The following is a 21,663-nucleotide window of genomic DNA, read 5'->3' on the forward strand; positions in this document are numbered from 1 at the left end:
CGACGAGGTGACGGTTGGACGACGACCTGGCACCTCTTGCCGCCGCCGTCGACGAAGCGCGCCGGCTAGCCCGTGACACTCGGAACTTCGACCATGCGCGTCGGCGGTACCAGTCGGCCCTGGAGGAGCTGGCTGCTGTCGAGGCCCGCTTGGGTTCAGGTCCGGTGGCGACGCTCCAGGCACGTGCCATCGTCGGGATGGCCTCGTGCGACGTCGAGCTCGGTGCGGACGCTTCCGCGGTTCTGCCCCAGCTCGACGTCGCGGAGTCATCGGCGCGGACAGCCGGCGACCCGAACGCTGTCGCCGTCGTCCGGGGCTTCCGTGGACTGATCCTCCTGCGGGCGGGCGACGTCACCCGTGCACGTTCGGAGCTCGACGCCGCGCTCGGCGGGCTGGACGACGAGGTGGAGAAGGTCCCTGTACTCCTCAACCGGGGATCCCTGCGGCTCGAGACCGGTGAGGTCGATGGCGCGGTGCGCGACTTCGAACAATGCCGCGACCTCGCGCACGCCGAGGCGGTCGCCGCGTTCCGGCCAATGGCTGAGCACAACCTCGGCTACGCCTTGTACCTGCGGGGCGACCTTCCCGCGGCTCTGCGGACGATGGAGTCTGCCGCGCGGTCGGCGCCCGAGGAGCACGCGGGAGTCAGCCTCATGGACCGGGCAACCATCTTGTACGAGGCCGGTCTGGTCTCTGACGCGACCCGTGCGATCGAGCAGGCCGAGGCCATTCTCGTTGCACAAGGGTCGGAGGCCGACCTCGCACGTGCGCGATGGGCACTGTCACGCTGCCTCGTCCTCCTGGAGCGTTTCGAGGAGGCTGCGCGCGTCGCGAGCTCCGCGCGTGTGGCTTTCGAGCGGCAGGCCAACGACGCGTGGGCCGCGCGAGCGGAGCTGGTCGAACTGGAGGCACTGCTCGCCGAGGCCGAGGTGACAGGCCACAGCGGGCGTGCTGCGGTGCAGGAACGTGCGCACGACGTCGCGGAACGTTGGGCCCAGCCGCCGGTCACCGTGCCCGCACGACTGCTGGAAGCCGAGGCCGCGATCCGTGACGGAGCGCACCAGCTTGCCCGCGTGGCACTGCTGGAGGCTCAGGATGGCACCCGTCGCCAACCCTTGTCGGTGCGCATCCAGTTCGAGGCGGCCGTGGCGCAGCTGGCCTTCGTCGAGGGGGATCGTCGTCGAGGCCTGGCTGCTGTTCGTCGCGGCCTGGACCTCCTGAGCAGTCACCGCGCGCAGCTCGGGTCCCTCGATGTCGTGACCGCCGCGGCGCTGCACGGCGTACGACTCGCCGTGGTGGACGTCAAGGCGGCCCTCGACACCGGTAGGGCCGGATCGTTCTTCGATGCGGTGGAGCGAGGCCGGGCGACGTTCGCGGGTGTCGGACGAGTGACGCCGCCTGCGGACGCCGAGACTGCGGCGCTCATCACGGGCGCACGGCGCGAGGTCGAGGCAGCGCAGGCGGAGGACACCCCGAGGGCGCGGGAGGGCCACCTTCAGGCCGCGCGCGAGCTGCAGGACGCCGCGCGGCGTCGGTCGTGGCAGGTGAGCGGAGGGCACGTCGACGCGCCTCGGCCAGCGACCGCCCGGGGTGTCCGCACGGCGTTGGGACGGACCGTCGGTGGGCGCCCGGTCACAGTCGTGAGTTTCGCGGTCGTGCAGGGGAGTCTCTTTGCGACGCGCCTCGACGCAGGGCGTCAACAGCTGATCCCCCTGGGGGAGTGGGGCGAGGTGGCAGAGAAGATTCACCGGGTACGCGCCGACCTGGCAGTGCTTGCGAACCTCATGATCCCCGAGGAGCTCCGCGCGGGGGCACGGTCTTCGGTGTCCCGCGCGCTCAAGTGGCTCGACGACCGGCTGCTCGCCCCGCTGTGTGTCCGTGGGGACCTTCATGTCGTGGGCAGGCACCTGATGCTCGCGGTGCCGTGGACCGCACTTCCGTCCCGTCATCGTGCCCGCACCTGGGTGAACTCCTGGGTGGACCTGCGCCCGGCCGAGCCCCGACGGTCGCAGCGTGCGCTGGTAGTGATTGGTCCTGATCTGGCCAGCTCTTCCACGGAAGCGGGCCTCGTCGCAGGGGCGTGGCGAGACGCCTCGGTGCTGGAAGGCAGCCGAGCGACGTGCGCCGCGACTTTCGAGGCGCTGCGCGGTGCCGACGTCGTCCACTTGGCAGCGCACGGCACCCACGAGCCGGACAATCCCCTCTTCTCCTCGTTGCGGTTGGCCGACGGTCCGCTGTTCGCCTACGAGCTGGACGGCACCGACCTCTCAGGGGCAACGGTCGTGTTGTCGGCGTGCGAGGTAGGCAGGTCGACACCACGGATCGGCGGCGAGCCGTTGGGGCTGACGAGCGTGTTGTTGCGGCTGGGTGCGAACGCGGTCGTCGCGAGCGTGGGCCCGCTCCGCGACGAGGTCGCCGCACGCGTGATGCCCGGCCTGCACGAAGGTCTCCGTGCCGGGATGCGCCCAGGGGAGGCGCTCGCCCGTGCGGTCGCGGACGAGCCCGAGCCAGTGCCGCTGGTGTGCTTTGGCCCGCTCGTCTTGTGATGTGGACGACACCTTGCGCCCACCCCCCGCCCCGGGTGTGCTGTCGGAGCCGAGAACGGCAGCCCGCCGCATGGCGGGACAAACGACGGAAGGACGTTCGATGAAGACACGCGCCACCCGCGTCATCGCTGGTCTGCTGCTCGCCGCCACCGCCGTGGTGGGCGCCGCCGCCACGGCGTCGGCGGAGCCCCCGGGCCCGCAGCACCCGTTCACCACCCACTGACGACGCCACGCCGCCGTCAGAACGCGGGCGGTGGTCGGGCACGAGCGCGCCGACCACTGCCCGTCGTCGTGTAGAGTTCTCGGGTAACCCAAGACCGCCGGTCGTCCGACGCTGCCCGGGCTCGCCCAGGAAGCCGAAGACCGAAGTCCCGTGAGAGTGCGGGGGCCTGCGTAGGTGACACGACGACGATCACACAGTTCGCTGTGAGCTCCGAGCCCCGTGCGCACCTGCGCTGGGGCTCTTTTCTTTCGCAGGGACCGGTGGCACCACCACCGGAAGGATTGCCATGGCGAGGCCGGACAAGGCAGCCGCTGTCGCGGAGGTCGCGGACAAGTTCCGTGACGCGAACGCGGCCGTGCTGACCGAGTACCGCGGGCTCACCGTCGCGCAGCTCAAGGAGCTGCGTCGGTCGCTCAGCGGCAACGCAACCTACGCCGTGGTGAAGAACACGCTGACGTCCATCGCGGCCAAGGAGGCCGGGATCGACGCGTTCGAGGCCGACCTCAAGGGTCCGTCCGCGATCGCGTTCGTGACCGGCGACCCGGTCGAGGCCGCCAAGGGTCTGCGTGACTTCGCCAAGGCGAACCCTGCACTGGTCATCAAGGGCGGTGTCCTCGACGGGAAGCCGCTGACCGCTGCAGAGGTCACCAAGCTCGCGGACCTCGAGTCCCGCGAGGTCCTGCTGGCCAAGACGGCCGGCGCGATGAAGGCCAAGCTCTTCCAGGCTGCCTACGCCTTCAGCGCGAAGCCGGCCCAGGCCGCTCGCGTCATCGATGCCCTGCGTCAGAAGCAGGAATCGGAGGCCGCTGCCGCCTGACGGCGGTGCGGCAAGCACAACCCCCTCCCTTGCTTCTGCGGGGCCCCTGGCCCCAGGACGCACCAACCGAAAGGAACGCCATCATGGCGAAGCTCAGCACCGACGAGCTCCTGGCCGCCTTCGAGGAGCTCACGCTCATCGAGCTCAACGAGTTCGTGAAGGCCTTCGAGGACAAGTTCGAGGTCACCGCCGCCGCTCCCGCCGCCGTCGCGGTTGCCGCCCCCGCCGCCGGCGGTGCCGGTGGCGCCGAGGCCGCCGAGGAGAAGGACGAGTTCGACGTCATCCTCGAGGCCGCCGGCGACAAGAAGATCCAGGTCATCAAGGAGGTGCGCGCGCTCACGTCCCTCGGCCTGAAGGAGGCCAAGGACCTCGTGGACGGCGCCCCGAAGCCGGTCCTGGAGGCCGCGAACAAGGAGACGGCCGAGAAGGCCAAGGCTGCCCTCGAGGGCGCCGGCGCCACCGTCACCCTCAAGTGATCGCCGCGGCCTAGCCGCGCATCGCTTCAGCGAGGCCCGCATCCCTTCGGGGGTGCGGGCCTCGCTGCGTCGGCAGGGCGGTGGGGGAGAGGCCAGGTTGTGGAGGTGTGGTGTCGTGACCGACGTCGCGCGACAGGGCCTGGCCGGGTCCGCCTAGCACGGGTTAGGCTGGTTCGACAACCGTTTCTTGGGCGGCATATGGCGGCCACCGAGACAACGTCCTCAAGACCCAGAACCGAGGGCGTCCGCTCGTGTGCCCGCGCGAGTTGGACAAACGACGAAGTTCTGGCTACGCTAGCGCTTTGCGCTCGCTTGTGCCCCGACGCCTCCCCGCCGACGAAGTCCCGCCCCCCTGATCACGTCTTCGTGACCCCTGGGCCGGTTCCTCCCGCCGCGGTCCGGCGCCTGCAGCCTCGCTGAGCGTACAGCGTGCCATCGAACTGCAGGGAAGGACCCCTCTTGGCTGCCTCGCGCACCCCTTCTGTTCCGTCCGCCGACGCCATCGCGAACCGCACCGCTTCCCGCCGCGTCTCCTTCGCCAAGATCTACGAGCCGCTCGAGGTCCCCGACCTCCTCGGGCTGCAGACCGAGAGCTTCGACTGGCTCCTCGGCAGCCCCGCCTGGCAGGCCCGGGTCGAGGCCGCCACCTCGGCCGGTCGCAACGACGTCCCCGCGACGTCGGGCCTCGAGGAGATCTTCGAGGAGATCTCGCCGATCGAGGACTTCGGCCAGTCGATGTCCCTCTCCTTCTCGAACCACCGGTTCGAGCCGCCGAAGTACACGGCGGACGAGTGCAAGGAGAAGGACTTCACCTTCGCCGCGCCGCTGTTCGTGACGGCCGAGTTCGTGAACTACACGACCGGTGAGATCAAGAGCCAGACGGTGTTCATGGGCGACTTCCCGCTCATGACCGAGCGTGGCACGTTCATCATCAACGGCACCGAGCGCGTCGTCGTCTCGCAGCTGGTCCGTTCCCCGGGCGTCTACTTCGAGCGCCAGCCCGACAAGACGAGCGACAAGGACGTCTTCTCGGCGAAGGTCATCCCGTCGCGCGGCGCCTGGCTCGAGTTCGAGATCGACAAGCGCGACGCCGTCGGTGTGCGCGTCGACCGCAAGCGCAAGCAGCCCGTCACCGTCCTGCTGAAGGCCCTCGGCCTCACCGAGGCGGAGATCCGCGAGGAGTTCGCGGACTTCCCGTCGGTGCTGGACACCCTCGAGAAGGATCACGTCCACACCCAGGACGAGGCCCTCGTCGACCTGTACCGCAAGATCCGCCCGGGCGAGCCGCCCACGGTCGAGGCTGGTCGCGCGCTGCTGGAGAACTTCTACTTCAACCCGAAGCGCTACGACCTGGCGAAGGTCGGCCGTTACAAGATCAGCAAGAAGCTCGGTGTCGACGCCCCGCTCGCGGACTCCACGTTGTCCGTGACCGACGTCGTCGCGACGATCAAGTACCTGGCCGCGCTGCACGCCGACGCTGCGACGATCCCCGGCACGCGCGACGGCCAGCCGATCGAGGTCCGCGTCGAGACGGACGACATCGACCACTTCGGCAACCGCCGCATCCGCGCCGTCGGCGAGCTCATCCAGAACCAGGTGCGCACGGGCCTGTCCCGCATGGAGCGCGTGGTCCGCGAGCGCATGACGACGCAGGACGTCGAGGCGATCACGCCGCAGACGCTGATCAACATCCGCCCCGTGGTGGCGTCGATCCGCGAGTTCTTCGGCACCTCGCAGCTGTCGCAGTTCATGGACCAGAACAACCCGCTGGCGGGCCTGACGCACAAGCGTCGCCTCAACGCCCTCGGCCCGGGTGGTCTGTCCCGCGACCGCGCCGGCATGGAGGTCCGTGACGTCCACCCGTCGCACTACGGCCGCATGTGCCCGATCGAGACCCCTGAGGGCCCGAACATCGGCCTCATCGGCTCGCTCGCGTCGTTTGGTCGCATCAACCCGTTCGGCTTCATCGAGACGCCGTACCGCAAGGTCACCGACGGCAAGGTCACGGACGAGATCGTCTACCTGACGGCCGACGACGAGGACCGCCACATCATCGCCCAGGCGAACACCGAGCTGGCCGAGGACGGCACGTTCCTCAACGAGCGCGTCCTGGTGCGTACCAAGGGCGGCGAGACCGACGACCTGCCGCCGGCCGAGATCGACTACATGGACGTCTCCCCGCGCCAGATGGTGTCGGTCGCGACGGCGCTCATCCCGTTCCTCGAGCACGACGACGCGAACCGCGCGCTCATGGGCGCGAACATGCAGCGCCAGGCCGTGCCGCTGGTGCGCTCCGAGGCGCCGCTGGTCGGCACCGGCATGGAGCGTCGCGCTGCGGTCGACGCCGGCGACGTCATCGTGGCGACCAAGCCCGGCGTGGTCACCGAGGTGTCCGCGGACCTGGTCCTCGTCGCGAACGACGACGGCACCACCGGCTCGTACCGCGCGGCGAAGTTCCGCCGCTCGAACCAGGGCACCAGCTACAACCAGCGCGTGCTCGTGGACGAGGGCCAGCGGGTCGAGGTCGGCTCCGTGCTGGCCGACGGCCCGGCGACCGACGAGGGCGACCTCGCGCTCGGCCGCAACCTGCTCGTGGCGTTCATGTCGTGGGAGGGCCACAACTACGAGGACGCGATCATCCTGTCGCAGCGCCTCGTGGAGGACGACGTCCTGTCCTCGATCCACATCGAGGAGCACGAGGTCGACGCCCGCGACACCAAGCTCGGGCCCGAGGAGATCACGCGGGACATCCCGAACGTCTCCGAGGACGTCCTGGCGGACCTCGACGAGCGCGGCGTCATCCGTATCGGCGCCGAGGTCGGCGCGGGCGACGTGCTGGTCGGCAAGGTCACCCCGAAGGGCGAGACCGAGCTGACCCCGGAGGAGCGCCTGCTGCGCGCCATCTTCGGCGAGAAGGCCCGCGAGGTGCGCGACACGTCCCTCAAGGTGCCCCACGGCGAGCAGGGCACCGTCATCGGCGTCCGCGAGTTCAACCGCGAGGACGGCGACGAGCTGCCCGCCGGCGTGAACCAGCTGGTCCGCGTCTACATCGCGCAGCGCCGCAAGATCACCGTCGGCGACAAGCTCGCCGGCCGGCACGGCAACAAGGGCGTCATCTCGAAGATCCTGCCGCAGGAGGACATGCCGTTCCTCCCCGACGGGACCCCGGTCGACGTCATCCTCAACCCGCTGGGCGTGCCCGGCCGCATGAACGTGGGCCAGGTCCTCGAGACGCACCTGGGCTGGGTCGCGAGCCGCGGCTGGGACATCGAGCTGGCCGAGGGCGAGGACCTCTCCTGGAAGGAGACCCTGCCCGAGGTCGCGTCGAAGTCGGAGCCGGGGACGCCGGTGGCGACGCCGGTGTTCGACGGCCTCGAGGAGTCCGGCCTGCGCGGCCTGCTCTCCACGACGCTGCCGAACCGCGACGGCGACCGCATGGTCGCGACCGACGGCAAGGCCCGGCTCTTCGACGGCCGCTCCGGCGAGCCGTTCCCGGACCCGGTGTCGGTGGGCTACATGTACATCCTCAAGCTCCACCACCTGGTCGACGACAAGATCCACGCGCGCTCGACCGGCCCGTACTCGATGATCACGCAGCAGCCGCTGGGTGGTAAGGCGCAGTTCGGCGGCCAGCGCTTCGGCGAGATGGAGGTGTGGGCCCTCGAGGCGTACGGCGCGGCCTACACGCTGCAGGAGCTGCTCACCATCAAGTCCGACGACGTCCCCGGCCGCGTCAAGGTCTACGAGGCGATCGTCAAGGGCGAGAACATCCCGGACTCGGGTATCCCGGAGTCCTTCAAGGTGCTCCTCAAGGAGATGCAGTCGCTGTGCCTGAACGTCGAGGTGCTCTCGAGCGACGGGACCTCCATCGAGATGAAGGAGTCCGACGACGAGGTGTACCGCGCCGCGGAGGAGCTGGGCATCGATCTGTCCCGACGCCCCAACTCGGCCGCCACGGTCGACGAGATCTGATCCAGCGACCAGCTGAACTCCACGGACATTCGAAAGCTTTGAGGAAGTAGGACATCTTGCTCGACGTCAACGTCTTCGACGAGCTGCGTATCGGCCTGGCCACGGCCGACGACATCCGTGCCTGGTCGCACGGAGAGGTCAAGAAGCCCGAGACCATCAACTACCGCACCCTGAAGCCGGAGAAGGACGGGCTCTTCTGCGAGAAGATCTTCGGCCCCACCCGGGACTGGGAGTGCTACTGCGGCAAGTACAAGCGCGTGCGCTTCAAGGGCATCATCTGCGAGCGCTGCGGCGTCGAGGTGACGCGCTCGAAGGTGCGCCGTGAGCGCATGGGCCACATCGAGCTCGCCGCTCCCGTCACGCACATCTGGTTCTTCAAGGGTGTGCCGTCGCGCCTCGGCTACCTGCTGGACCTGGCCCCGAAGGACCTGGAGAAGGTCATCTACTTCGCGGCCTACATGGTCACGTGGGTCGACGACGAGGCCCGTCACGAGGACCTCCCGAACCTCCAGAACGAGATCGACCTGGAGAAGAAGGAGATCTCGGACCGCCGCGACAACGACATCAACACCCGCGCCGCCAAGCTCGAGGCCGACCTGGCCGAGCTGGAGGCCGAGGGCGCCAAGGCCGACGCGCGCCGCAAGGTGCGCGACTCCGCCGAGCGCGAGATGGCGCAGCTGCGCAAGCGTGCCGACGCCGAGCTGGACCGCCTCGAGCAGGTCTGGGACCGGTTCAAGAACCTCAAGGTCGCGGACCTCGAGGGCGACGAGATGCTGTACCGCCAGCTCGTCGACCGGTACGGCACGTACTTCGAGGGCTCGATGGGCGCCGCGGCGATCCAGAAGCGCCTCGAGAGCTTCGACCTGGAGGCCGAGGCCGAGTCGCTGCGCGAGACCATCCGCACGGGCAAGGGGCAGCGCAAGACCCGCGCGCTCAAGCGCCTCAAGGTCGTCAACGCGTTCCTCACGACGACCAACTCGCCCACGGCGATGGTGCTGGACGCCGTCCCGGTCATCCCGCCGGACCTGCGCCCGATGGTGCAGCTCGACGGTGGCCGGTTCGCGACGTCGGACCTCAACGACCTGTACCGCCGCGTGATCAACCGCAACAACCGGCTCAAGCGCCTGCTCGACCTGGGCGCGCCGGAGATCATCGTCAACAACGAGAAGCGGATGCTCCAGGAGGCCGTGGACTCGCTGTTCGACAACGGTCGCCGCGGCCGTCCGGTCACGGGCCCGGGCAACCGCCCGCTGAAGTCGATCTCCGACATGCTCAAGGGCAAGCAGGGGCGGTTCCGCCAGAACCTGCTCGGCAAGCGCGTCGACTACTCGGGCCGTTCGGTCATCGTGGTCGGCCCGCAGCTCAAGCTGCACCAGTGCGGCCTGCCCAAGCAGATGGCGCTCGAGCTGTTCAAGCCGTTCGTCATGAAGCGGCTGGTCGAGCTCAACCACGCGCAGAACATCAAGAGCGCCAAGCGCATGGTGGAGCGCACCCGCGCCGAGGTGTGGGACGTGCTGGAGGAGGTCATCCAGGAGCACCCGGTGCTGCTGAACCGTGCCCCCACCCTGCACCGTCTGGGCATCCAGGCCTTCGAGCCGCAGCTCGTCGAGGGCAAGGCCATCCACCTGCACCCGCTCGTGTGCGCCGCGTTCAACGCGGACTTCGACGGCGACCAGATGGCGGTCCACCTGCCCCTGAGCGCCGAGGCGCAGGCCGAGGCCCGCATCCTCATGCTCTCGAGCAACAACATCCTCAAGCCGTCGGACGGCCGTCCGGTGACCATGCCCTCGCAGGACATGATCATCGGTCTGCACCACCTCACCTCGGACCGCCCCGGCGCGACGGGGGAGGGGCGCGTGTTCTCCTCGCAGGCCGAGGCGATCATGGCCCTCGACCGCGGCGAGCTGGACCTCAACGCCACGATCAAGCTGCGGATGTCGGACCTCGTGCCGCCGACCAGCGGCTTCGAGGCCCCCGAGGGCTGGGAGCCCGGGCAGCAGCTGCTGTTCGAGACCACCCTGGGCCGCACGATCTTCAACGAGGCGCTCCCCGTCGACTACCCGTTCCAGAACGGCGTGGTCGGCAAGAAGGAGCTCTCGACGATCGTCAACGACCTGGCGGAGCGCTACCCGAAGGTGGACGTCGCCACGTCGCTCGACGCGCTGAAGGACGCCGGCTACCGGTGGGCCACGCGCTCGGGCGTCACGATCGCGATCTCCGACGTCGCGATGCCGGAGGTCAAGAACGACATCCTGGACGAGCACGAGCAGCGTGCGCTGAAGGTCCAGGACCAGTTCGACAAGGGTCTGATCACCGACGACGAGCGCCGTCAGGAGCTCATCGAGATCTGGACCCAGGCCACCGACAAGATCGCGTCGGTCATGCGGGAGAACCTCGAGAACAACTCGCGGAACACCCTGTACCGCATGGTGTCCTCGGGTGCCCGTGGTAACTGGATGCAGGTCCGCCAGATCGCCGGTATGCGCGGCCTCGTGGCGAACCCGAAGGGCGAGATCATCCCCCGCCCGATCAAGTCCAACTACCGCGAGGGCCTGTCCGTCCTCGAGTACTTCATCGCCTCGCACGGTGCCCGCAAGGGTCTGGCCGACACGGCGCTGCGTACCGCGGACTCCGGCTACCTGACCCGTCGTCTGGTCGACGTGTCGCAGGACGTCATCATCCGCGAGGAGGACTGCGGCACCGAGCGCGGCCTCACGCTGCCCGTCGCCGAGCGCATCGGCGACGTGCTGGTGCCGCACCCGCGCGTCGAGACGAGCATCTACTCGCGCACGTTCGCCACGGACGTCGTGGCGGAGGACGGCACGGTCGTGGCCGAGGCGGGCTCCGACGCGGGCGACGTGATCATCGACAAGGTGATCGCCGCCGGCATCGAGAACGTCAAGGTCCGTTCCGTGCTGACCTGCGAGTCGCGCGTCGGCACCTGCGCCAAGTGCTACGGCCGCTCCCTGGCCACCGGCAAGCTGGTGGACATCGGCGAGGCCGTCGGCATCATCGCGGCGCAGTCCATCGGTGAGCCGGGCACGCAGCTGACGATGCGTACGTTCCACACCGGTGGTGTCGCCTCCGCGGAGGACATCACGCAGGGTCTGCCGCGTGTCACCGAGCTGTTCGAGGCCCGCACCCCCAAGGGTGAGGCCCCGATCGCGGAGTACACCGGCACCGTGGCGATCGAGGACACGGAGCGCACGCGCCACCTGGTCCTCACGCCGGCGGACGGCGGCGAGGAGATCCGCTACCCGGTGACCAAGCGTGCCCGCCTCCTGGTCGCCGACGGCGAGCAGGTCCAGGTCGGCACCCAGCTGGTCCAGGGCGCCGTCGACCCGAAGAAGGTGCTGCGCATCCTCGGCCCGCGTGCCACGCAGAAGCACCTGGTGGACGAGGTCCAGGAGACCTACCGCTCGCAGGGCGTGGACATCCACGACAAGCACATCGAGGTCATCGTGCGGCAGATGCTGCGTCGCGTGACCGTGCTCGACTCGGGTGACTCGCACCTGCTGCCGGGCGAGCTGGCGGAGCGTGTCCGCTTCGAGGACGCGAACCGCCGGGCCGTGGCGGAGGGTGGCCAGCCGGCCTCCGGCCGTCCGGAGCTCATGGGCATCACGAAGGCGTCGCTCGCCACCGACTCGTGGCTCTCGGCCGCCTCCTTCCAGGAGACGACCCGCGTGCTCACCGAGGCGGCGATGAGCGGTCGTCGTGACCCGCTGCTGGGCCTCAAGGAGAACGTCATCCTCGGTAAGCTCATCCCCGCCGGCACGGGCCTGCCCCGCTACCGGAACATCGAGGTCGAGCCGACCGAGCAGGCCAAGGCCGAGCTCTACCCGAGCTTCGGCTACGACGAGATCGACTTCCCGACGCTCGGCATGGGCTCGGGCGAGGCGATCCCGCTGGAGGACCTGGACTTCGGCGACTTCCGATAGTCCGCACCACGAGGTAGTCCGGGAGGGGCGCACGTCACAGCGTGCGTCCCTCCCGTTCCTTTGACCCCGCTTGCTTCCGCGGGTAGCCTTGGAAGCCGTGCCCGTGCCGTCGCGCGCGCATCCCGCTGTCAGTCCAGAGCCTCCGGCTCGGGCAGGCTGCCGGAGGCGTCGCCGACGTCAGCGCACAGGTACCCCGGAAAGATCGCTCGGACCGCCCGTGAGGGCGGGGGAGCTGAGCTGATCCGGGCCATCGAGCCGGTGGTAAGTGGCGTTGCGGTCCGTGAGGGCCGCGGGTGCCGCATGCGATCGGCACGCACAAGCCAGACAGACCACCGTCGGGGGCCGGCCGGCCCCCGTGAGCTCGAGAAGACGACGGAGACGTAGTGCCTACGATCCAGCAGCTCGTCCGCAAGGGCCGGTCCACGAAGGCCGTGGCGTCGAAGACGCCGGCCCTCAAGGACTCGCCCCAGCGGCGCGGCGTGTGCACCCGCGTGTACACCACCACCCCCAAGAAGCCGAACTCCGCGCTCCGCAAGGTCGCGCGCGTCAAGCTGTCCTCGGGTACCGAGGTCACGGCGTACATCCCCGGTGTCGGCCACAACCTGCAGGAGCACTCGATCGTGCTCGTGCGCGGCGGCCGTGTGAAGGACCTCCCCGGTGTCCGCTACAAGATCGTGCGCGGCGCGCTCGACACGCAGGGCGTGAAGAACCGCAAGCAGGCCCGCAGCAAGTACGGCGCGAAGAAGGAGAAGGCCTGATGCCTCGCAAGGGTCCGGCCCCCAAGCGGCCGCTCATCGTCGACCCCGTCTACGGGTCGCCCGTCGTCACGCAGCTGATCAACAAGGTCCTGCTCGACGGCAAGAAGTCCACCGCCGAGGCGATCGTCTACGGCGCCCTCGAGGGCGTCCGTGCCAAGACGGACCAGGACCCGGTCGTCGTGCTCAAGCGCGCGCTGGAGAACGTCCGCCCGGCTCTCGAGGTCCGCTCCCGCCGTGTCGGTGGCGCCACCTACCAGGTGCCCGTCGAGGTCCGCCCCGCGCGGTCCACGACCCTCGCGCTGCGCTGGCTCACCGACTTCTCGCGCGCCCGCCGCGAGAAGACGATGACCGAGCGCCTGATGAACGAGATCCTCGACGCCTCCAACGGCCTCGGTGCCGCGGTGAAGCGCCGCGAGGACATGCACAAGATGGCCGACTCGAACAAGGCGTTCGCGCACTACCGCTGGTGATGCGCTCAGGGCGGCTCCGGGTGACCCCCGGGGCCGTCCGCGGATCCGGAGCCGGCCGGGGGCCGGCCCTCCGGCCCGGCTTCCGACCTTCCACCGACCAAGGGGAAAGACACCGTGGCACTCGACGTGCTGACCGACCTGAAGAAGGTCCGCAACATCGGCATCATGGCCCACATCGATGCCGGCAAGACGACCACCACCGAGCGCATCCTGTACTACACGGGTGTGAACTACAAGATCGGTGAGACGCACGACGGTGCGTCGACGATGGACTGGATGGAGCAGGAGCAGGAGCGCGGCATCACGATCACGTCCGCCGCGACGACCTGCTACTGGAAGAACAACCAGATCAACATCATCGACACCCCCGGTCACGTGGACTTCACCGTCGAGGTCGAGCGCTCGCTGCGCGTGCTCGACGGCGCGGTCGCCGTCTTCGACGGCAAGGAGGGCGTGGAGCCCCAGTCCGAGACCGTGTGGCGCCAGGCCGACAAGTACGACGTCCCGCGCATCTGCTTCGTCAACAAGATGGACAAGCTGGGTGCGGACTTCTACTTCACGGTCGACACGATCGTGAACCGTCTCAAGGCGAAGCCGCTGGTCATCCAGCTGCCGATCGGTGCCGAGAACGACTTCATCGGCGTCGTCGACCTGCTCGAGATGAAGGCGCTCGTCTGGCACGGCGAGACCAAGCTCGGCGAGAGCTACGACGTCGAGGAGATCCCCGCGGACCTCCAGGAGAAGGCGGAGCAGTACCGCAACGAGCTCATCGAGGCCGTCGCGGAGACCGACGAGGCGCTGCTCGAGAAGTACCTCGGCGGCGAGGAGCTCACGATCGACGAGATCAAGGGCGGCATCCGCCACCTCGTGGTCAACTCGGAGGCCTTCCCGGTCCTGTGCGGCTCGGCGTACAAGAACAAGGGCGTGCAGCCCATGCTCGACGCCGTGATCGACTACCTGCCCTCCCCGCTCGACGTGCCCGCCATCGAGGGTCACGACGTCAAGGACGTGGACACGATCATCGAGCGTCACGCCGACGCCTCGGAGCCGTTCTCCGGCCTGGCGTTCAAGGTCGCGACGCACCCGTTCTTCGGCAAGCTCACCTACGTGCGCGTGTACTCCGGCAAGGTCGGGCAGGGCGCCCAGGTGCTCAACACGACCAAGGGCAAGCGCGAGCGCATCGGCAAGCTCTTCCAGATGCACTCCAACAAGGAGAACCCCGTCGAGGAGGCGCAGGCCGGGCACATCTACGCGTTCATCGGCCTGAAGGACGTCACCACCGGTGACACCCTGAGCGACCCGGGCAGCCCGGTCATCCTCGAGGCGATGACGTTCCCCGAGCCGGTCATCGACGTGGCCATCGAGCCGAAGACGAAGGCCGACCAGGAGAAGATGTCGACCGCGATCCAGAAGCTTCTGGCCGAGGACCCGACGTACCGCGTCAAGCTGGACGAGGAGACCGGCCAGACCGTCATCGGCGGCATGGGCGAGCTCCACCTCGACATCCTCGTCGACCGCATGCGTCGCGAGTTCAAGGTCGAGGCGAACGTCGGCAAGCCGCAGGTCGCGTACCGCGAGACGATCCGCCGCGCCGCGGAGAAGATCGACTACACGCACAAGAAGCAGACCGGTGGCTCGGGCCAGTTCGCGAAGGTCCAGGTGACCTTCGAGCCGCTCGACACGGGCGAGGGCGAGCTCTACGAGTTCGACAACGCCGTGACCGGTGGCCGCATCCCGCGCGAGTACATCCCCTCCGTCGACGCCGGCATCCAGTCGGCGATGCAGCAGGGCGTGCTCGCCGGGTTCCCCGTCGTGGGCGTCAAGGCCACGCTGCTCGACGGTGCCTACCACGACGTCGACTCCTCGGAGATGGCGTTCAAGATCGCCGGCTCGATGGTCTTCAAGGAGGGCATCAAGCGCGCCGACCCGGTGCTGCTCGAGCCCGTCATGGCCGTCGAGGTCCGCACGCCCGAGGAGTACATGGGTGAGGTGATCGGCGACATCAACTCGCGTCGTGGGATGATCCAGTCCATGGAGGACGCGACCGGTGTCAAGGTCGTGCGCGCCCAGGTACCGTTGAGCGAGATGTTCGGGTACATCGGTGACCTGCGTTCCAAGACGCAGGGCCGTGCCGTGTACTCGATGCAGTTCGACAGCTACGCCGAGGTTCCTCGCAACGTTGCTGACGAGATCATCAAGAAGACCCGGGGCGAGTGAGTCCCCACAGGTCGACGACCAGCACAACCATCAACCTGTAGGAAACCCCCGTCGCCCCGCGGGATGTAGGCTCTCTCGCCGAGTCTCGCAACGTTCGGGAACATCTACCCAAGTCCCAGGAGGACCCCAGTGGCTAAGGCCAAGTTCGAGCGGACCAAGCCGCACGTCAACATCGGCACGATCGGGCACGTCGACCACGGCAAGACGACGCTGACCGCCGCGATCTCGAAGACGCTTGCGGACACGTACCCCGACCTGCCGGCGAACACGCAGCGCAACTTCGACGAGATCGACGCCGCGCCGGAGGAGAAGCAGCGCGGTATCACGATCAACATCGCGCACATCGAGTACGAGACGCCCAAGCGTCACTACGCGCACGTCGATGCTCCGGGTCACGCCGACTACATCAAGAACATGATCACCGGTGCCGCCCAGATGGACGGCGCGATCCTGGTGGTCGCGGCGACCGACGGTCCGATGGCCCAGACGCGCGAGCACGTGCTGCTGGCCCGCCAGGTGGGCGTGCCCTACCTGCTGGTCGCGCTCAACAAGGCCGACATGGTCGACGACGAGGAGATCCTCGAGCTCGTCGAGATGGAGGTCCGCGAGCTGCTGTCGTCGCAGGAGTTCGACGGCGACAACGCGCCGGTCGTGCGCGTCTCCGGCCTCAAGGCCCTCGAGGGTGACCCCGAGTGGACCAAGAAGGTCCTGGAGCTCATGGAAGCCGTGGACGAGAACGTCCCCGACCCGGTCCGCGAGCTCGACAAGCCGTTCCTCATGCCGATCGAGGACGTCTTCACCATCACCGGCCGCGGCACCGTCGTGACCGGCAAGGTGGAGCGCGGTGCGCTCGACGTCAACTCCGAGGTCGAGATCGTCGGCATCCGTGCGCCCCAGAAGACCACGGTCACCGGTATCGAGACGTTCCACAAGCAGATGGACCAGGCCCAGGCCGGCGACAACACCGGTCTGCTCCTGCGCGGCATCAAGCGCGAGGACGTCGAGCGTGGCCAGGTCGTCGTGAAGCCGGGTTCGATCACCCCGCACACGAACTTCGAGGCGCAGGTCTACATCCTGGGCAAGGACGAGGGCGGCCGTCACAACCCGTTCTACTCGAACTACCGTCCGCAGTTCTACTTCCGGACCACGGACGTCACCGGCGTCATCACGCTGCCCGAGGGCACCGAGATGGTCATGCCCGGCGACAACACCGAGATGTCGGTGGAGCTGATCCAGCCCATCGCCATGGAGGAGGGCCTCGGCTTCGCCATCCGTGAGGGTGGCCGCACGGTCGGTTCCGGCCGTGTCACCAAGATCATCAAGTGACCATCGCTTGATCTTGGTCGACTGAAGCTCGGCTGAACGCCGGAGGCCCGGGCCCGCGAGGGTCCGGGCCTCCGGCATGTCCGGACGCGCGATGCGTCCGGCGTCACAGCAGCAGAACCTCGTTCCGGCTTGGAATCGCGGGGTTCCGTGTGGCAAGATGTTCAGGTTGCCTGTCACGGGCGCGTTCTTTCTCGTGTCGAACAGTGTGTAGCACCACGGTGCGTGCACCGGTCCGGTCTCCCGGAGCGGTCCACCCGCCTGGAGCGGTTCTCCTCTCGGAGGAGTCGCGGGGTTGCCGGCTGTCGACGCGCGTGAGCGCCCCGCGGGACACATGTCTCGACAGGCCAGACAAACGTCGTGGTCCGCCTCGCGGACCACAATCAACGGCCCCACGCCGGTTCGGTGTGTGCCCGGGTATGTCGCCTAGCGCGACACGCCCGAGCGCGGGGGTCGGACAGTAGCGGTTCGAGAGAGAGAGTCAGACGACGCCATGGCGGGACAGAAGATCCGCATCCGGCTCAAGTCCTACGACCACGAGGTCATCGACAGCTCGGCGCGCAAGATCGTCGACACGGTGACGCGCGCTGGTGCGACGGTCGTGGGTCCGGTGCCGCTGCCGACGGAGAAGAACGTCTTCACCGTCATCCGGTCGCCTCACAAGTACAAGGACAGCCGCGAGCACTTCGAGATGCGCACGCACAAGCGGCTCATCGACATCATCGACCCCACGCCGAAGGCCGTCGACTCGCTCATGCGGATCGACCTGCCTGCCGACGTGAACATCGAGATCAAGCTCTGAGGCTGGGATAGACATGACCAACCAGCAGAAGAACGTGACCGCGGTGCTCGGCACCAAGCTCGGTATGACGCAGCTGTGGGACGACGCAGGTCGTCTCGTCCCCGTGACCGTCGTGGCCGTCCCGACCAACGTCGTGACGCAGGTCCGCTCCGCGGACGACGACGGCTACGCGGCCGTGCAGCTCGCCGCCGGCCAGATCGACCCGCGCAAGGTCACCAAGCCGCTCAAGGGCCACTTCGAGAAGGCCGGCGTCACGCCGCGTCGTCACGTCGCCGAGGTCCGCACCGAGGACGCCGCCGAGTACACGCTCGGCCAGGAGATCACCGCCGCCGCCTTCGAGGCGGGCGCCGTGGTCGACGTCGTCGGCACCACCAAGGGCAAGGGCACCGCCGGTGTGATGAAGCGTCACGGCTTCTCCGGCGTCGGCGCCTCGCACGGTGCCCACCGCAACCACCGCAAGGCCGGGTCGATCGGCGGCGCCTCGACGCCGTCGCGCGTCTTCAAGGGCCTGCGGATGGCCGGTCGTATGGGCCACGCCCGCATGACCGTCCAGAACCTGACCGTTCACGCGGTCGACGCCGAGAAGGGTCTGCTGCTCGTCAAGGGCGCGGTTCCCGGCCCCAAGGGTGGCGTCGTCGTCGTGCGTACCGCCGCGAAGGGTGCGTGACCTCCATGGCCAACCAGACCGTCGACGTGCTCGACGCCCAGGGCAAGAAGGCCGGCACGGCCGAGCTCCCCGCTGAGGTGTTCGACGTCGCCACCAACGTCCCGCTGATCCACCAGGTGGTCGTGGCGCAGCGCGCCGCCGCCCGCCAGGGGACGCACGCCACCAAGACCCGCGGCGACGTCCGCGGTGGTGGCAAGAAGCCGTACAAGCAGAAGGGCACCGGCCGCGCCCGTCAGGGCTCGACCCGCGCCCCGCAGTTCGCCGGTGGTGGCACCGTCCACGGCCCGCAGCCGCGCAAGTACGACCAGCGGACCCCCAAGAAGATGAAGGCCGCCGCCCTCCGCGGCGCCCTGTCCGACCGGGCTCGCGCCGGCCGCGTCCACGTGGTCTCCGGCTTCGGCCTCGACGGCTCGCCGTCGACCCGGACCGCCGTCAAGACGATCGCGGCGCTCACCGAGCGCACGCACGTCCTCGTGGTCACCGAGCGCTCGGACGAGCTGACGATCCTGTCGCTCCGCAACGTCGAGCAGGTCCACCTGCTGACCGCGGACCAGCTCAACACCTACGACGTGCTCGTCTCCGACGACGTCGTCTTCACGGAGGGCGCGCTCGCCGCGTTCCTCGCCGGCCCGTCCACGGGCAAGAGCGTGAAGGCCGTCGCCACGGAGTCCGAGGCGGCCGAGACCGAGCCGGCCGAGAAGGAGGCCACGAAGTGACCGCCGTGACGAAGGACCCGCGCGACATCCTGATCGCGCCGGTCGTCTCCGAGAAGTCCTACAACCTCCTCGACGAGGGCAAGTACACCTTCGTCGTGGACCCGCGGGCCAACAAGACCGAGATCAAGATCGCGGTCGAGCAGGTCTTCGGCGTCAAGGTCGACTCGGTGAACACGATCAACCGCAAGGGCAAGGCGCGTCGCACGCGCTTCGGCCTGGGCAAGCGCAAGGACACGAAGCGCGCGATCGTGACCCTCCGTGAGGGCACGATCGACATCTTCGGCGGTCCGGCTTCCTGAGGCGCAGAGAGCAGATCGAGGACTAACCCATGGGAATCCGTAAGTACAAGCCGACGACGCCCGGCCGCCGCGGCGCCAGCGTCGCCGACTTCGTCGAGATCACGCGCTCCGAGCCGGAGAAGTCTCTGGTCCGTCCGCTGTCCAAGACGGGTGGGCGCAACAACTCCGGTCGCATCACGACCCGTCACAAGGGCGGTGGCCACAAGCGTGCCTACCGCGTGATCGACTTCCGTCGCCACGACAAGGACGGCGTGCCCGCCAAGGTCGCGCACATCGAGTACGACCCGAACCGCACGGCTCGGATCGCGCTCCTGCACTACGCGGACGGCACGAAGCGCTACATCGTCGCGCCGAACAAGCTGTCGCAGGGCGACGTCGTCGAGGCCGGTGCCGGCGCCGACATCAAGCCGGGCAACAACCTGCCGCTGCGCAACATCCCGACCGGTACGGTCATCCACGCCGTCGAGCTCCGCCCCGGTGGCGGCGCGAAGATCGCCCGCTCCGCGGGTGCCTCCGTGCAGCTCGTCGCGAAGGACGGCCCGTACGCGCAGCTGCGCATGCCGTCCGGCGAGATCCGCAACGTCGACCTGCGCTGCCGCGCGACGGTCGGCGAGGTGGGCAACGCCGAGCAGTCGAACATCAACTGGGGTAAGGCCGGCCGCAAGCGGTGGAAGGGCGTCCGCCCGACCGTCCGAGGCGTCGTCATGAACCCGGTCGACCACCCGCACGGTGGTGGTGAGGGCAAGACCTCCGGTGGTCGCCACCCGGTCAGCCCGTGGGGCCAGCCCGAGGGCCGGACCCGCCGCCCGAACAAGCCGAGCGACAAGCTGATCGTCCGCCGTCGCCGCACCGGCAAGAAGCGCTGATAGGAGCCTGACAGATGCCTCGTAGCCTGAAGAAGGGCCCCTTCGTCGACGACCACCTGCAGAAGAAGGTGGACGCTCAGAACGAGAAGGGGACCAAGAACGTCATCAAGACCTGGTCCCGTCGGTCGGTCATCACGCCCGACTTCCTCGGTCACACCTTCGCCGTGCACGACGGCCGGAAGCACACCCCGGTCTTCGTCACCGAGGCGATGGTCGGCCACAAGCTCGGCGAGTTCGCTCCCACGCGAACCTTCCGCGGCCACGTGAAGGACGACAAGAAGGGTCGTCGTCGCTGAGCCAGGGTTCGTCCCTGACTCAGTAGATGACTGACCTGGACTGTCTTCGATACAGGAAAGCAGGACAGCAATGGAAGCCAAGGCGCAGGCGCGGTTCGTCCGTGTCACGCCCCAGAAGGCCCGGCGCGTCGTGGACCTCATCCGTGGCAAGCAGGCCGCCGAGGCCGTCGCGGTGCTGAAGTTCGCGCCGCAGGCCGCGAGCGAGCCGATCCGCAAGGTCGTGGAGAGCGCCGTCGCGAACGCCCGGGTGAAGGCCGACCGCGCCAGCGAGCGCTTCGACGAGACGGAGCTCTTCGTCTCGGCGGCGTTCGTCGACGAGGGGCCGACGCTCAAGCGGTTCCGTCCGCGGGCGCAGGGGCGTGCGAGCCAGATCCTCAAGCGCACCAGCCACATCACCGTGGTCGTCGCACCGCGTGAGCAGAAGGAAGGGGCCCGATAGTGGGGCAGAAGGTTCACCCGCACGGGTACCGCCTCGGCATCACCACCGACCACCGGTCGCGCTGGTTCGCCGACAGCACCAAGCCTGGTCAGCGGTACCGCGACTACGTCCGCGAGGACGTGGCGATCCGCAAGCTCATGAGCACCGGTCTCGAGCGGGCCGGCATCTCCAAGGTCGAGGTCGAGCGCACCCGCGACCGCGTCCGCGTGGACATCCACACGGCGCGTCCGGGCATCGTCATCGGCCGCCGGGGTGCCGAGGCCGACCGCATCCGCGGCGAGCTCGAGAAGCTCACGGGCAAGCAGGTCCAGCTCAACATCCTCGAGGTCAAGAACGCGGAGATCGACGCGCAGCTGGTCGCGCAGGGCATCGCCGAGCAGCTCGCGAGCCGCGTCTCGTTCCGCCGTGCCATGCGCAAGGGCATCCAGTCCGCGCAGCGCGCCGGCGCCAAGGGCATCCGCGTGCAGGTCTCGGGCCGCCTCGGCGGCGCCGAGATGAGCCGTTCGGAGTTCTACCGCGAGGGTCGTGTGCCGCTGCACACGCTGCGCGCGTACATCGACTACGGCTTCTTCGAGGCCCGCACCACCTTCGGCCGCATCGGCGTGAAGGTGTGGATCTACAAGGGCGACCAGACCGAGAAGGAGTTCGCCGCGCAGCAGGCCACCGCCGCCCCCCGTGGGGGTCGTGGCGGGCGCCCGGAGCGTGGCGAGCGCCGCGGTGGCGGTCGTCGCCCCGAGCGTCAGGCCCAGCCGGCTGCCGACAGCGCCCCCGCGTCCGACGCGGCCCAGGCGCCGGCCGAGCAGGCTGCGGCCCCCGAGTCCGGAACGGAGGCCTGAGT

General features: G+C 68.8%; 18 protein-coding genes. All 18 read left to right on the forward strand.

The window, feature by feature from the left end:
- Positions 1 to 14: 14 nt before the first annotated feature.
- Positions 15 to 2,546, forward strand: coding sequence for a CHAT domain-containing protein (locus AAG589_RS06545; protein ID WP_430566462.1), 2,532 nt, complete (start codon positions 15 to 17; stop codon positions 2,544 to 2,546).
- Between the two features lie 100 nt (positions 2,547 to 2,646).
- Positions 2,647 to 2,769, forward strand: a complete 123-nt coding sequence (locus AAG589_RS06550; protein WP_430560123.1) for a hypothetical protein — start codon at positions 2,647 to 2,649, stop codon at positions 2,767 to 2,769.
- 286 nt (positions 2,770 to 3,055) lie between these two features.
- On the forward strand, positions 3,056 to 3,586 hold the full coding sequence (gene rplJ, locus AAG589_RS06555; protein WP_429764782.1) for a 50S ribosomal protein L10: 531 nt from the start codon (positions 3,056 to 3,058) through the stop codon (positions 3,584 to 3,586).
- 83 nt (positions 3,587 to 3,669) lie between these two features.
- The gene (gene rplL / locus AAG589_RS06560; RefSeq protein ID WP_429764780.1) at positions 3,670 to 4,062 is read left to right on the forward strand and encodes a 50S ribosomal protein L7/L12; all 393 of its coding nucleotides are present in this window, start codon (positions 3,670 to 3,672) and stop codon (positions 4,060 to 4,062) included.
- 459 nt (positions 4,063 to 4,521) lie between these two features.
- Entirely contained in the window at positions 4,522 to 8,034 is a 3,513-nt protein-coding gene (gene rpoB, locus AAG589_RS06565) for a DNA-directed RNA polymerase subunit beta (protein WP_430566463.1), read from the forward strand.
- A gap of 56 nt (positions 8,035 to 8,090) precedes the next feature.
- Entirely contained in the window at positions 8,091 to 11,972 is a 3,882-nt protein-coding gene (locus tag AAG589_RS06570; protein ID WP_430566464.1) for a DNA-directed RNA polymerase subunit beta', read from the forward strand.
- Between the two features lie 383 nt (positions 11,973 to 12,355).
- Positions 12,356 to 12,730 (forward strand): 30S ribosomal protein S12, encoded by a 375-nt coding sequence (gene rpsL, locus AAG589_RS06575; protein WP_416342463.1) that lies wholly within the window; start codon positions 12,356 to 12,358, stop codon positions 12,728 to 12,730.
- Complete coding sequence (rpsG, locus tag AAG589_RS06580; RefSeq protein ID WP_380244197.1) at positions 12,730 to 13,200, forward strand: 30S ribosomal protein S7; 471 nt, start codon at positions 12,730 to 12,732, stop codon at positions 13,198 to 13,200. The genes rpsL and rpsG overlap by 1 nt, the downstream gene beginning before the upstream one ends.
- A gap of 114 nt (positions 13,201 to 13,314) precedes the next feature.
- Entirely contained in the window at positions 13,315 to 15,417 is a 2,103-nt protein-coding gene (gene fusA / locus AAG589_RS06585; protein ID WP_430566465.1) for an elongation factor G, read from the forward strand.
- Positions 15,418 to 15,546: 129 nt separating this feature from the next.
- The gene (gene tuf, locus AAG589_RS06590; RefSeq protein ID WP_429727842.1) at positions 15,547 to 16,743 is read left to right on the forward strand and encodes an elongation factor Tu; all 1,197 of its coding nucleotides are present in this window, start codon (positions 15,547 to 15,549) and stop codon (positions 16,741 to 16,743) included.
- A 490-nt stretch (positions 16,744 to 17,233) separates the two neighbouring features.
- Positions 17,234 to 17,542 carry a 30S ribosomal protein S10 gene (gene rpsJ / locus AAG589_RS06595; RefSeq protein WP_013837837.1) on the forward strand — a complete coding sequence of 103 codons (309 nt, stop codon included), beginning with the start codon at positions 17,234 to 17,236 and terminating at the stop codon, positions 17,540 to 17,542.
- Between the two features lie 13 nt (positions 17,543 to 17,555).
- Positions 17,556 to 18,209, forward strand: coding sequence for a 50S ribosomal protein L3 (gene rplC / locus AAG589_RS06600; RefSeq protein WP_430566466.1), 654 nt, complete (start codon positions 17,556 to 17,558; stop codon positions 18,207 to 18,209).
- Between the two features lie 5 nt (positions 18,210 to 18,214).
- Entirely contained in the window at positions 18,215 to 18,925 is a 711-nt protein-coding gene (rplD, locus tag AAG589_RS06605) for a 50S ribosomal protein L4 (RefSeq protein ID WP_430566467.1), read from the forward strand.
- Positions 18,922 to 19,224 carry a 50S ribosomal protein L23 gene (gene rplW, locus AAG589_RS06610; RefSeq protein WP_079572420.1) on the forward strand — a complete coding sequence of 101 codons (303 nt, stop codon included), beginning with the start codon at positions 18,922 to 18,924 and terminating at the stop codon, positions 19,222 to 19,224. The genes rplD and rplW overlap by 4 nt, the downstream gene beginning before the upstream one ends.
- A 29-nt stretch (positions 19,225 to 19,253) precedes the next feature.
- On the forward strand, positions 19,254 to 20,090 hold the full coding sequence (rplB, locus tag AAG589_RS06615; RefSeq protein ID WP_429727846.1) for a 50S ribosomal protein L2: 837 nt from the start codon (positions 19,254 to 19,256) through the stop codon (positions 20,088 to 20,090).
- A 14-nt stretch (positions 20,091 to 20,104) separates the two neighbouring features.
- Positions 20,105 to 20,386 (forward strand): 30S ribosomal protein S19, encoded by a 282-nt coding sequence (gene rpsS, locus AAG589_RS06620; protein ID WP_075829208.1) that lies wholly within the window; start codon positions 20,105 to 20,107, stop codon positions 20,384 to 20,386.
- Between the two features lie 70 nt (positions 20,387 to 20,456).
- Positions 20,457 to 20,825, forward strand: coding sequence for a 50S ribosomal protein L22 (gene rplV / locus AAG589_RS06625; RefSeq protein ID WP_079572426.1), 369 nt, complete (start codon positions 20,457 to 20,459; stop codon positions 20,823 to 20,825).
- The gene (gene rpsC / locus AAG589_RS06630) at positions 20,825 to 21,661 is read left to right on the forward strand and encodes a 30S ribosomal protein S3 (RefSeq protein WP_430566468.1); all 837 of its coding nucleotides are present in this window, start codon (positions 20,825 to 20,827) and stop codon (positions 21,659 to 21,661) included. The genes rplV and rpsC overlap by 1 nt, the downstream gene beginning before the upstream one ends.
- Positions 21,662 to 21,663: the final 2 nt, after the last annotated feature.

Source organism: Isoptericola sp. F-RaC21 (assembly GCF_038593535.1).
In the GTDB taxonomy this organism is placed as follows: Bacteria; Actinomycetota; Actinomycetes; order Actinomycetales; family Cellulomonadaceae; genus Isoptericola.

Excerpts from the sequence above, each read along its gene's own strand:
- AAG589_RS06550 (WP_430560123.1), top strand. The coding sequence starts at position 2,647 with ATGAAGACACGCGCCACCCGCGTCATCGCTGGTCTGCTGCTCGCCGCC.
- rplJ (WP_429764782.1), top strand. The coding sequence starts at position 3,056 with ATGGCGAGGCCGGACAAGGCAGCCGCTGTCGCGGAGGTCGCGGACAAG.
- rplL (WP_429764780.1), top strand. The coding sequence starts at position 3,670 with ATGGCGAAGCTCAGCACCGACGAGCTCCTGGCCGCCTTCGAGGAGCTC.
- rpsG (WP_380244197.1), top strand. The coding sequence starts at position 12,730 with ATGCCTCGCAAGGGTCCGGCCCCCAAGCGGCCGCTCATCGTCGACCCC.
- rpsJ (WP_013837837.1), top strand. The coding sequence starts at position 17,234 with ATGGCGGGACAGAAGATCCGCATCCGGCTCAAGTCCTACGACCACGAG.
- rplC (WP_430566466.1), top strand. The coding sequence starts at position 17,556 with ATGACCAACCAGCAGAAGAACGTGACCGCGGTGCTCGGCACCAAGCTC.
- rplD (WP_430566467.1), top strand. The coding sequence starts at position 18,215 with ATGGCCAACCAGACCGTCGACGTGCTCGACGCCCAGGGCAAGAAGGCC.
- rplB (WP_429727846.1), top strand. The coding sequence starts at position 19,254 with ATGGGAATCCGTAAGTACAAGCCGACGACGCCCGGCCGCCGCGGCGCC.
- rpsS (WP_075829208.1), top strand. The coding sequence starts at position 20,105 with ATGCCTCGTAGCCTGAAGAAGGGCCCCTTCGTCGACGACCACCTGCAG.
- rplV (WP_079572426.1), top strand. The coding sequence starts at position 20,457 with ATGGAAGCCAAGGCGCAGGCGCGGTTCGTCCGTGTCACGCCCCAGAAG.